This is a genomic window from Mycobacterium sp. pR1184, assembly GCF_041287235.1.
Classification (GTDB): Bacteria; Actinomycetota; Actinomycetes; order Mycobacteriales; family Mycobacteriaceae; genus Mycobacterium.
Genome location: NZ_JBGGKR010000005.1, coordinates 22,288 through 33,407, shown reverse-complemented (window position 1 = coordinate 33,407; position 11,120 = coordinate 22,288). Strand labels below are relative to the sequence as shown.

11 protein-coding genes are annotated in these 11,120 nt (G+C 66.0%); 5 read left to right on the top strand and 6 right to left on the bottom strand.

Annotated features, from left to right (window positions below):
* Nucleotides 1-18 precede the first annotated feature (18 nt).
* Nucleotides 19-960, bottom strand: coding sequence for an alpha/beta fold hydrolase (locus tag ACAG21_RS10415; RefSeq protein WP_370495957.1), 942 nt, complete (start codon nucleotides 958-960; stop codon nucleotides 19-21).
* A 120-nt stretch (nucleotides 961-1,080) separates the two neighbouring features.
* Here ACAG21_RS10415 and ACAG21_RS10410 point away from each other — a divergent pair, with 120 nt between their 5' ends.
* Nucleotides 1,081-2,049, top strand: coding sequence for a 2-hydroxyacid dehydrogenase (locus tag ACAG21_RS10410; RefSeq protein WP_370495956.1), 969 nt, complete (start codon nucleotides 1,081-1,083; stop codon nucleotides 2,047-2,049).
* Between the two features lie 4 nt (nucleotides 2,050-2,053).
* Here ACAG21_RS10410 and ACAG21_RS10405 read toward each other — a convergent pair whose 3' ends face one another.
* The 3 genes from ACAG21_RS10405 to ACAG21_RS10395 form a co-directional block, all read right to left on the bottom strand.
* The gene (locus ACAG21_RS10405; RefSeq protein WP_370496300.1) at nucleotides 2,054-2,752 is read right to left on the bottom strand and encodes an ABC transporter permease; all 699 of its coding nucleotides are present in this window, start codon (nucleotides 2,750-2,752) and stop codon (nucleotides 2,054-2,056) included.
* A 71-nt stretch (nucleotides 2,753-2,823) separates the two neighbouring features.
* Nucleotides 2,824-3,789 carry an aliphatic sulfonate ABC transporter substrate-binding protein gene (locus ACAG21_RS10400; RefSeq protein ID WP_370496299.1) on the bottom strand — a complete coding sequence of 322 codons (966 nt, stop codon included), beginning with the start codon at nucleotides 3,787-3,789 and terminating at the stop codon, nucleotides 2,824-2,826.
* Complete coding sequence (locus tag ACAG21_RS10395) at nucleotides 3,789-4,544, bottom strand: ABC transporter ATP-binding protein (RefSeq protein WP_370496298.1); 756 nt, start codon at nucleotides 4,542-4,544, stop codon at nucleotides 3,789-3,791. The genes ACAG21_RS10400 and ACAG21_RS10395 overlap by 1 nt, the downstream gene beginning before the upstream one ends.
* A gap of 317 nt (nucleotides 4,545-4,861) precedes the next feature.
* Between ACAG21_RS10395 and ACAG21_RS10390 the strand changes: the two genes are divergently transcribed.
* On the top strand, nucleotides 4,862-6,082 hold the full coding sequence (locus ACAG21_RS10390; RefSeq protein WP_370496297.1) for an MFS transporter: 1,221 nt from the start codon (nucleotides 4,862-4,864) through the stop codon (nucleotides 6,080-6,082).
* Nucleotides 6,083-6,085: 3 nt separating this feature from the next.
* On the opposite strand, the gene ACAG21_RS10385 is transcribed toward ACAG21_RS10390, so the two are convergent.
* Nucleotides 6,086-7,027, bottom strand: a complete 942-nt coding sequence (locus ACAG21_RS10385; RefSeq protein ID WP_370495955.1) for an alpha/beta hydrolase — start codon at nucleotides 7,025-7,027, stop codon at nucleotides 6,086-6,088.
* A gap of 166 nt (nucleotides 7,028-7,193) precedes the next feature.
* Here ACAG21_RS10385 and ACAG21_RS10380 point away from each other — a divergent pair, with 166 nt between their 5' ends.
* A complete protein-coding gene (locus ACAG21_RS10380) occupies nucleotides 7,194-8,264 on the top strand; it encodes an LLM class flavin-dependent oxidoreductase (protein ID WP_370495954.1) in 1,071 nt (356 codons plus the stop codon).
* On the opposite strand, the gene ACAG21_RS10375 is transcribed toward ACAG21_RS10380, so the two are convergent.
* A complete protein-coding gene (locus tag ACAG21_RS10375; protein WP_370495952.1) occupies nucleotides 8,265-8,984 on the bottom strand; it encodes a CoA pyrophosphatase in 720 nt (239 codons plus the stop codon).
* Between the two features lie 81 nt (nucleotides 8,985-9,065).
* On the opposite strand from ACAG21_RS10375, the gene ACAG21_RS10370 reads away from it, so the two are divergent.
* Together ACAG21_RS10370 and ACAG21_RS10365 are read left to right on the top strand one after the other, a co-directional pair.
* On the top strand, nucleotides 9,066-10,547 hold the full coding sequence (locus tag ACAG21_RS10370; protein WP_370495951.1) for an MFS transporter: 1,482 nt from the start codon (nucleotides 9,066-9,068) through the stop codon (nucleotides 10,545-10,547).
* A complete protein-coding gene (locus tag ACAG21_RS10365) occupies nucleotides 10,540-11,115 on the top strand; it encodes a hemerythrin domain-containing protein (RefSeq protein WP_370495950.1) in 576 nt (191 codons plus the stop codon). The genes ACAG21_RS10370 and ACAG21_RS10365 overlap by 8 nt, the downstream gene beginning before the upstream one ends.
* The last annotated feature ends 5 nt before the right edge of the window (nucleotides 11,116-11,120 follow it).

Here is an 11,120-nt window from a genome sequence, read left to right as displayed (position 1 = left end):
GTATGCCGCAGCGCTTCGTCAGCGGTTTTCGGCTGACCTCTGGATCACCAGACGAACGCCGGCCACCACCAGGTCGGGCTGGTGGATTTGGATGAAGTGGTCGCTGTCGGTCGCGATCAGGTGCGGTGTCTGCGGCCGCAGCGCGATCAGATCCGACGCGCCGTCTCGCCAGGCCCGCTCCAGGGTGGCGCTCTGCTCATCCGAGACGCTGCCGGGAACCGCGAACGGCTCGGTCCTCGTCAGCACGACGGTGGGCACCGGCGGGAAGGGACGGGCGTCGGCGACCTGCGCAACGCTCTTGTCGATATCGATCACCTCGAACGAATCCACATTCGCGAACGCTGCCAACGGATGATCCAACTGTTGGCGGTAGATCGGCCAGTCCGATCCCATCAGGCCCGGGATCTCGACGGCGAAGGCATCGACGAACGCGCATGCCCGCACCTGGTCGGGATAGGTCTGCGCGTACAGGCGGATGAACAGGCCACCGAGCGAGTGCCCGACCAGAATGTAGGGACCCGGCAGATGTGCGGCGGCCAGCAAGGCATGCAGATCTTGGACGACGTCTTGGGCGGTTCGCGGCATCGCAACCGGTGAACTGCGGTCGCTGATGCTGGGCGGGTCGGGATAGCGCAAGGTGCCGGGCCGGTCGTAGGCGCACACGCGGTGGTCGTCGGCCAGGGCGGGCAGCACGCCCGGACCGGCGGCTGGGGCGACCACCTCGGACTGATTCCACGGATCCGACGAATTGTGATAGCCAGATTCCAAAATGATTGTCGGACTGCCCCTTCCGTGACACTCCAGATAGAGGTGGCGGCCGTTGCCGATCTCGATCGGACCGGCAAAGTCGCCGCCGCCGCCCGACCCTGATGCAGCGTGGTCCTTTGCGCCGCATCCCACCAGCGCGACCAGCACTACGATGGCCGACAGGAATCTATGGGCGCGATCTGCGATCTGCATCGCGCCATTGTGCAGCTAAGCCGGCCGTCCATAGCGGAATTCCGGGCAAGATCCTGCGCGGCGTTTCGCGCCCTAGGTGCCGGCGATGCTGACCCGGATGACCTGGGAGATGATGCATAGGTGACGGTCGAGAAGACGAGCGACGTGCTGCGTATCGGCGACAGCTTCGAGCCCACCTTCGAACAAGAGCTGGCGGCCCGCTACGAAATTCCCTTACTCCCAAGCGGACCGCAGCGCGCCGAGTTCCTAGCGCGACATGCGACGCAGATTCGCGTGGTGGTGACGTCCGGCCGCTACGGCGTCGACGCCGAAACCATCGCAGCCCTGCCCAATCTGGAGGTGATAGTCAACAACGGCGCAGGAGTGGATTTGATCGACCTGGCTGCGGCCGGGCAACGGGGTATCGGCGTGAGCAATACTCCGGATGTGCTGTCGGACACCGTTGCCGATACCGCGCTGGGCCTGATCCTGATGACACTGCGGCGATTCGGCGCGGCCGACCGCTACGTGCGAGCGGGCCGGTGGGCGAGCGAGGGACAATTCCCATACGCCAGAGACGTCAGTGGCCTTGCGATCGGCATCTTGGGATTGGGCCGCATCGGATCGGCCATCGCTACCCGGTTGCTCGGATTCGACTGTGCCATCGCTTATCACAACCGGCACCGAGTTGACGGATCGCCGTATCGTTATGCTCAGTCGCCGCTCGAATTGGCCGAATCGGTCGACGTGCTAGTCGTGGCCACGACGGGCGACGACCAGGCTCGTCATCTCGTCGACCGCTGCGTCCTTAAGGCGTTGGGTCCCGAGGGCTATCTGATCAACATTGCTCGCGGAAGCGTCGTGGACCAGGACGCGCTAGTGGAGTTGGTCACCGCCGGCGCGCTGGGCGGAGCGGGCTTGGATGTGTTTGCCGATGAGCCCAATGTTCCTGCGGCGCTTTATGATTTGGACAATGTGGTGCTGTTCCCGCATATCGGTAGTGCGACAGCCCGCACCCGACGGGCCATGGCGCTGCTGACGATCCGCAACCTCGAGACCTACCTGGACACCGGCGAGCTGGTGACACCGGTATTGCGCCGCCGCGGATGACCCACTAGCGCCGCCGCACCAGCCGCTTCTCCACCGCGGCCAAGGCACCGTCGGTCAATTTGCCCAGCGCGGCCAGCAGGACGATGGCCAACAACATCACGTCGGTGCGGCCGGTGTTTTGGCTGTCCAGCAGCAGGAACCCGAGGCCCTTTGAGGACGCGATCAGTTCGGCGGCGACCACGAACAGCCACGCGTTGGCCAGGCCCAATCGCAGCCCATTCACCAATTCCGGTGCCGCGGCGGGCAACATCACCGTGGCCAGCAGTGCCGTGCCACGCCGACCGTAGGCCCGTCCAACTTCGAGTAGGTGCGGGTCGACGTGGGAGAGCGCGGATGCCGTCGTCGTGTAGACGGGAAAAAACGCACCGATGGCGACCATCAGAATCTTCGGCGTCTCATCGATGCCAAACCACAAGAGCAGCAACGGAACCCAGGCCAGCGAAGGCACGGTTCGGAACGCCGCGACAGTCGGCGCCAGCAATCGGCGCACGATTGCCGACAGCCCGACCAGGGAACCCAGCGTGAGCCCCGCGGCAGCGCCCGCAAAATAGCCGAGCAGCACCCGAGAACCGCTGGCCTGCAAGTGAGTCCACAGTTCGCCACGCCGCAGCAGTCCGCCCAGTGCCGACACCACGTCACCGGGAGGAGGAAGCTGGCTAGGCGAGAAGAACCCCGTGACCGCGGTGGCGAGCTGCCAGATCACCAGCAGCAGCACCGGGACAATCAGTCCCACTAGCGCCAGCGGCAACCTCGCCAGCCGGCCGGATCGCGACGTTAGTGCGCTTGCTGAGCGAATTTCGGCTCGATCAGCGTGCTCAGCGCGTTGCGGCCCGCGTCGTCGGACTTGATATCGGAGTCGGCTACCGCCAGCGGCTCCACCCGCGTCAGTACCGCGCGCACCTGATCCCCCGGCACCGAGTCGATATCCACCAGTGTCCGGGTCAGCTCCTCCTGCGCCACGCTCAGCGCTATGTTCGCCTGCGAGGCCAACAATGCCGCCAATTGATCGGGGTGTGCTTTCGCCCACTTCCGGGCCTCCTCATAGCTGTTGACGACCGCCTGGAGCGCTTCGGGGTGATCGGCGATGAAATCCTCGCGAGCGTCCAAGACGCCGTAGGTGTTGAAACTCGGGTTGCGGTAGATGAAGCGCGAGCCCTGTTGCTGGCTGGTCTGCGCGATGAACGGATCCAATCCGGACCACGCGTCGACGTTGCCGCGTTCCAACGCGGTCTTGCCGTCGGCATGCTGCAGATTGACGATCTCGATATCGCTCGGTGAAAGTCCCGCTGTGGCAAGCGATTGCAACAGGAAGAAATACGGGTCGGTGCCCTTGGTGACGGCCACCTTCTTGCCCTTGAGATCGGCCACCGAATGAATCGGCGAATCCTTGGTGACGACCAGGCCCGTCCACTCACCGCCGGCGTAGAGGTCGACAACCTTGATCGGCGACCCATTGGCCCGCGCGACCAATGCGGCGGACCCAGCGGTGGATCCGATGTCCAGCGCTTTAGACCGCAGCCCCTCGTTGGCCTTGTTGCTGCCGGCCGAAAGCACCCACGTGACGTTGTAACCGCGGTTTTCCAGCAGGTGCTGGTCACGCACCACCAGACTCAACGGGTTGTAGTAGGCGTAATCCAGATGGATGTCTCTCGACGCGCTAGGACCCGCGTTCGAACCGCAGCCCGCCACCGCGATGACGCCGGCGATCACCGAAATCGAGCTCAGGTAACGACCTTTCATCATGCCTTTGCCTCACTGCTTCGTCGGGGTACACCGAGCTCGTCCAACAATTGCTCCCGCAACGCGGCGACCCGCGGATCCCCGCGGTCGCGCGGTTTGGGTATGGCGACGTCATGCGTCGCGGCAATACGGGCACCGCCCGAGTCGTCGGCGCGCAGAATCAGCACTCGGTCGGCGAGGATCACGGCCTCGTCCACATCGTGGGTCACCAACACCGTTGTCGTGCCTGCCTCTTGCTGCACCGCATCGAGTAGGTCCTGCATCCGCAGTCGCGTCAGCGCATCGAGGGCGGCCAGCGGCTCGTCCAGTAAGAGAACGCGCGGGCGTCGCGCCAGAGCCCTCGCGAGGCCGGTGCGCTGCGCCATACCGCCGGAGACTTGTCGCGGATAGTGTTTGCCAAACTCGCGCAGCCCGACTACCTCGAGCCAGTGTTGTACTGCACCAATACCTTTCGCACGTGCCGTGCCTGGCGGCAGCCCATACGCCACGTTTGCGGCCAAGGATCGCCAGGGCAGCAGCCGCGGCTCCTGAAACACCACCGCGCAGCGTGGGTCGATGCCGCGCACCGCTTCGCCGTCGATCTCGATCCGTCCCCCGGTAGGACGGTCGAGGCCGGCGATGAGCCGCAAAAGTGTCGACTTGCCGCTGCCCGACGAGCCGAGCAGCGCGACCACCTCGCCCGGCTCGATTTCGATGTCGACCTGGTGCAGCACGGTATGGGCTCCGAACGTGCGGTCGACACCACGAAGGGACACCCGGGCCGGCACCGGATCGGTCGACATCACCCGCGCAGCCTAGGAATCGCTGTGACAGACCACCAGGTTTGCTTCGGGCATGATTCAAACCCCGCCCCGCTGGGCAGTCTGCGGGTTGACAACTGTCGTTGTATCGCAAGTCGGAATAACCGCTCGAGCGGCGCCGTCTGTGGACGAGGTGCAGCGCTAATTTTCGCGGCGCGCTTCAAAAGCAGAACGCTGTGGCCGATATCACCGCGACACAGTTCGTCCATCATCCGAGTGCACAGACTGGGGAGGAATTCGTGTGCAGGTCAAATGTGGCAGTGCCGCGCCGGGTGCACCACGCGACGGTCGAACCGCATGACGAACGCGGTGAATCCAGTGGATCCGCACCATTGTTCGCCTCGGTGCTGGTGGTCCTGCTGGCAACGGGGTGGGCGGCCAACCATTTCGCCGGGTTGATCCCCGCGCTGAGCGATCACCAGCATCTCCATCGGACCACGCTCGACGCGATCTTCGGGATCTACGCGGTCGGACTGCTGCCCGGCCTACTCATCGGCGGCCGGCTCTCCGATGTGCTGGGACGCCAGCCGGTGGCGTGGGCGGGGTCGGTCACCACGCTGGCCGGCACGGTCGCGATGCTGCTGTCGCTGCATTCCCCGGTCTTACTCGGGGGCCGTCTGGTGGTCGGGGCCGGAGTCGGGCTGGTAGTCAGCTCGTGCACCGCCTGGGCTTCGGACATGAGGGGGCCGGCGGGCGCCGCGGTTGCCGGCGCCGTCCTGACGGCCGGTTTCGCGGTGGGCCCGTTCGCATCTGGCGTGATGGCCTCGGTGGGGCCATCCGGGCTTTGGGAGTCGTTCGGATTCGCCGCCGCGCTGGTCGTGCTCGCCACGGTCGTCGCGGTGGTGTCAGCCCAGCGCGCGAATGTCGCCGCACCGGTAGCGGTGTCCGGCCAGGATCAGACCGCGTCGGCACGCCCCGATATCGCGCGAGCGTTGAGCTGGGCGCTACCCCTGTCGCCATGGGTGTACTCCTCGGCGACTCTGGCCTTCGTCACCGTCCCCACCCATGTGCACACCGGGCTCGCCGCCCCGCTGGCCGCGGGAACCGCCGCGCTGATCACCAACGGCGTCAGCGGCACCACTCAGCTGATCGCCCGTGCAAGGCAGTGGGGCCCACAAGCCGGCACCGTCGGCGCCGTGCTGGCCGCGCTCGGCTACGCAGTGACCGCTGCGGCACCGTCGACCATGCCGCTGGCCGTGGCGTTGTCGCTACTGGTGGTGCTGGGCTGCGCGTCCGGCCTGCTGCTCCGCGAGGGCCTGATCGACTTGGAAGCCGCCGCACCGCAACACTTGCGCGGTGCCCTCACCGGAACGTTCTACACGGTCAGCTACATCGGCTTCGGCCTGCCGATGCTGCTGAGCACCATCGGGTCCGCGAAGGCCGCCGCGACCATCCTGACGGTGATGGCGGTGCTGGCGTTGGCGACCGCCGCGGCACGGGGAGTGCGGCTGCGCCGAAACAGCCATCGGCAGAACAATTTTCGCCCTGTGTGATCACTACAGTGCCAGCGCTTGGCGCAGCACCGCGATCTTCTCCACCTGTTCGCGCTTCGATATCGCCGCGTCCTGGATCAACATCGATCCGTGGAAAGTTCCTGGGAATAAATGTAATTCGATGCTCACCCCGGCCGCCAGCATGGTCGCCGCGTAGGCGACGCCTTCGTCACGAAGCGGGTCGAAGTGCATAACCGCGACATACGCCGGCGGCAGACCGGCCAGGTCGGTGGCACGAGCCGGCGCGGCATAGATCGGCACGTCGTCGGTTCCGGCGCGACCCACGCCCAAATAGCAGTCCCAGCTGACGATCGCGCGCGGGCGGCTCCACAGCGGGGTGTCGATGAAGTCGGTCATGCTCGACGTGGCGAGCCGGTCATCGAGTTCGGGCACCGACAGGAACTGGAACGCGATGTGCGGGCCGCCGCGGTCGCGCGCCAACAGCGCCAGCGCCGCACAGAGTCCGCCTCCGGCACTCACCCCGTGGATGGCGATGCGTTGCGCGTCGATGCCCAATTCGTCCGCGTTTTCGGCCATCCAGACCAGCCCGGCGTACACGTCCTCCAGGCCGCCGGGGAACGGCGTTTCGGGTGCGAGCCGGTAGTCGACAGACACCACGACGACGCCGAGTTCGCGGGCAAGGAAGACGTTCGAGCCGTGTTCGGTGTCGAGGTCGCCGGCGATGAACCCGCCCCCGTGCACGCTGTACACCGCGGCCGGGGCGCTGCGTTGATCGGGCCAATAGATGCGGATCGGAACCGCGGGATCGCCGTCGCGACCCGGGATTTCCCGGTCCTCGACCCGCAGTCCGGTGGTGTCCGGCACCGGAAGCGCTGCGATCAGGTCCGACATCGCCGCCCGAATGGCCAACGGGTCGTCACCCGGCAGGTCGGGCAGATACGGAAGCGCCGCAGCAATTTCCGGGTCGAACGCATACGTCGTCATGGGCACTCCTGAATCGATCGACGACAATGTCGTTCGTTAGTTTGACCCGCCGATCGGCATCTGGCTAGATCGCTTGCGCGCTCGTGGGCAAGCTGTGTATCTCGGCGCGCGCTACCTCGCCGCCCGAATGGAATGAAGTCGAGGACCGAGCGGTTCGTACATATCAATGAAGTTTCTGCTGATTACGCTGATCACGCATGTGCCGGACCCGGTCTCAGGTGAGAAGAAGAGCCCGGCGGCTCGGTTGCGCGATGTGCTCGACAAGGCGGTGCTGGCCGAGGAGCTGGGTTTCGACGGCTTTGCGGTAGGCGAGCGCCACGAAGACCCGTTCATCTCCTCATCGCCGCCAGTCGTGCTCAGTAACATCGCGGCGCGGACCTCTAAAATCGGCCTTTTTACCGGGGTTACCACGTTGAGCCTGCTCGACCCGGTTCGCGCATTCGAGGACTACTCGACGCTCGACAACCTGTCCGGCGGGCGCCTGGAGCTGATCATCGGCAAGGGCAACGGGACGGCACAGGCCCAGTTGTTTCACGTTACGGCCGAGGACCAGTGGGACCGCAACCGCGAAGGCTATGAGCTGTTTCGCCTGCTGTGGGAGCGCGAGAACGTGACATGGTCGGGCAGGTTCCGGCCGCCGCTCGTCAACGCCAAGACCCTTCCCCGGCCGCTGCAGAACCGGATTCGGATCTGGCACGGCAGCGCCACCAGCAAGGACTCCGTCGACCTCGCGGCTCGTCACGGCGATCCGATTTTCTCCGCCAATGTCGTCAACCCCGTCGAGCCCTACGCGGAGCTGGTGTGCCATTACCGGCAGCGATGGGAGTTCTACGGACACCGGCCGGAGGATGCCCTGGTGGGCGCGGGGACCGCGGGGTTCTACGTCACCCGAACCTCGCAGGAAGCAGTGGCGGCCTACCGGCCGATGTTCGAGGCCCGCCTGGCATTCGCGCGCCGCGCGGGGGTACCGGTGGTGTTCGACTCCATCGAGGATTTCGTCGAACGAAGCTCGGCATTGGTGGGCAGCCCCCAGCAGGTGATCGACAAGGTCGGCAGATACCACGAGCAGCTCGGGCACGAAGTGATGCACCTGTCCGCCGACACCGATGGGGTGACGGCTAGCCAGCAGCGTCGTAGCCTTGAGCTGTTTGTGTCCGACGTCGCTCCGGTTCTCCGCGAGCGGATTCCCAGTCGGCCACTGGCGGCCCAAACGGCTACGAATGTAGTTGTCGGATAACTACTTCCACGCGAAGACCGGCTGCTCCAGCCCGTCGACACGGTCATCCCGGCCTTCCAGGCCCAGCCAGCGCAGCTGCAGCAGCACAGCCCCGGTAGGCGCGTGGATCAGGTCGTTGCCCAGCGGGATCTGCACGACCGGTCGCGGACTTTCCGGAATGGTGATGAACCGCGGCGAGTCCTCGCGCTGCAGTTGGTGCAGGCCCACGCGGTAGACCGCCACCACCTCGTCGGGCGCCGGATGAAGGTCGAGCCGGCCACCGCCCCAAATCACCACCGGCGTGATGACATATCCGGAACGAGTCGGGTAGTCGTCGAGTAGTCCCAGCACGGTCGAGTCCGGCAGGTCGATCCCGACTTCCTCTTGCAGCTCACGCAGCGCCGCGTCGACCACCGTCTCCCCGGGATCGAGTCGGCCACCGGGAAGCGCCCATTGCGCCGCATGCGAGCTGAGGCGAGAAGTTCTGCGGCACAGCAGGAATGACGCACCACCGGACACGTCGACCATGCGGCCGTCCAGATCGGCGGACGGCATCGGGCGGCCGGCGTTCCAGTCCTGGACGGACACCGGGTCGACCCGGTCCTCGCCGACCTCCGAATCGACCAACACCACGGCGACGGCGGCGTGCCGCTTGCTCGGGTCCGTCACGATGCGACGATCGTGGCCCGCGACGTTGCGGCGAACCCGTTCGCGCAGTGTCTCGTCATAAGGAATGGTCACGTCCGCAGCCTAAGCCGAGAGGTTTCTCACATCCGACGGCCGGTGCTGCAAGGTATAGTCTGCTATATCCAGCATTCGGCGGTGCCCGTCGACAATCACCTTATCCGCGAGGCGGCCTTGACGACGCAGTTCTCGACCACTCGAGCGACCGCGACGGTGGTCGTGGTTTCCGCTGCGTCGTTTTTGGCCAGCCTGGACCTGTTCATCGTCAACATCGCCTTCCCCGAGATCCGTGGGGCTTTCGGTACGTCCGATCTCGGTGCGATGTCCTGGATCCTGAACGCCTACACCCTCGTCTTCGCGGCGTTCCTGAACCCCGCCGGCCGCCTGGGAGACCGATACGGCCATCGCCGAATCTTCTTGTGCGGGCTGGCCGTATTCACGGTGGGATCGGCCGCCTGCGGGCTGGCCGGATCGTTCGCCCTTTTGGTGGCATTCCGCGTGGTGCAAGCGTTCGGCGCCGCGATGCTGATGCCGAGTTCGCTCGCGCTGCTGATGGCCGCTGTGCCCGCGGCACGGCGGGCTGTTGCGGTCAGCACATGGTCGGCGGTGGCCGCCATGGCCGCGGCGCTGGGTCCGCCGATCGGGGGTCTGCTGGTCGAATCATCTTGGCGTTGGATATTTTTCGTCAACCTGCCGGTGGCGGTGCTGGCCCTGGTGGCCGGTCTGCGGATTCTCACGGAAACCGCTGCGACAGGTAGCGGGATGCCTGACCTGTTCGGCGCGCTGAGCCTGGTGTTCAGCGTCGGGGCCTTGGTGTGGGCCCTGATCGAGCTGCCCGTACCCGGTTCCAGCACCGGCAAGGTCGCGATCGCGGTCGCCGGCGCCGGATGCGCGTTGGCACTGGCGATCTGGCGCTCGCTGCGTCATCCCTCGCCGGCATTGGATCTGGGTGCCGTCCGTGTGGTCCCCATGTGGTCGAGTTGCCTGGCGCTGTTGCTGTTCGCCGCGGCGTTCGGTGCGATGCTGCTGGGCAGCGTCATGCTGCTCACCACGGTGTGGGGCAAGGCACCCGCCGCCGCCGGCTGGTGTTTGTCACCCGGTCCCGTGGTCGTGGTGCTTGTCTCGCTGACGTTCGCCGGCCGGCTGATCGGCAGGTTCGGCATCGGCGCGGTCGCCGCGACAGGCGCCGCGCTGTATACGGTCGGCATCGCCGTCTGGCTTTGCCGGGTGGGTCCCGAGCCGCACTACCTCGCGGATTTCCTTCCGGGCCAATTGTTTACCGGGGCAGGTGTCGGCCTGGTCATGCCCAGCCTTTCCGCCGTCAGCGGTCTGGCCCTGCCGTCACACCGATGGGGTGCCGGGTCGGCACTGACGAATACCGCTCGGCAGTTGGGCACGGTGTTCGGCACCGCCATCCTGACGATGATCTACCAGCCCGGCATCGATCTGGCCGCCATCCGGCGCGGCTGGGTGTTCATGGTCGCCGCCGCCGGCGCTTCGGCGCTGATCGCCGTCGCGCTGGCAGTCTGGTGGAAGACCGAAAGCGACGGCTTGACGGCTGCCGCCGACGTCGGACACCATGACCGCGAGGCGCAGAAGGCGGGAAGTTGCAATGGCTGACATCACCATGTTGATCCTCGACGACCACGACTGGTTCCGCGAACAATTCGCCAAGCTGGACGAGCTGCAAGCCCAGACGCCGCCCAACCTGCGCGCACTCGCGCGAGTCTGGCGCCCACTGGCCGACAAGCTCGACGTGCATGCCTATCTCGAAGAGAAGATCTTTTATCCGCAACTGCTCCGACGCGGAGGCGACGACCCCGAAGGCGAGACGCTGGATGCCATCGGTGATCACAACGACATTCGGGGCGGCGTGCGCGACGCCAACGCCGCGTCGGTGGGCACCGAATCGTGGTGGGCCGCGGTGGGCCGCACCCGAGTCGCCAACGACGACCACATGGCCGAGGAGGAACGCGAAGGCCTGGCGGACTTTCGCCGCAATGCCCCGATCGGACTGCGCGAAGCGCTCGGGCGGCAATACAGCGAATTCATGACCCGGCACCCCACCACCAAGGGAATCGAAATCGTCGACCGTGACCCCGAGGCCTATGTCGAGGGCATTGACGATGCCCAGCCGGCGAAGCCACAAGACTTCTCATTGCGCATCGGCAGTTTGAAAGGGCAATAGGCGCA

Excerpts from the sequence above, each read along its gene's own strand:
- ACAG21_RS10365 (WP_370495950.1), top strand. The coding sequence starts at position 10,540 with ATGGCTGACATCACCATGTTGATCCTCGACGACCACGACTGGTTCCGC.
- ACAG21_RS10415 (WP_370495957.1), bottom strand. The coding sequence starts at position 960 with ATGCAGATCGCAGATCGCGCCCATAGATTCCTGTCGGCCATCGTAGTG.
- ACAG21_RS10380 (WP_370495954.1), top strand. The coding sequence starts at position 7,194 with ATGAAGTTTCTGCTGATTACGCTGATCACGCATGTGCCGGACCCGGTC.
- ACAG21_RS10385 (WP_370495955.1), bottom strand. The coding sequence starts at position 7,027 with ATGACGACGTATGCGTTCGACCCGGAAATTGCTGCGGCGCTTCCGTAT.
- ACAG21_RS10400 (WP_370496299.1), bottom strand. The coding sequence starts at position 3,789 with ATGAAAGGTCGTTACCTGAGCTCGATTTCGGTGATCGCCGGCGTCATC.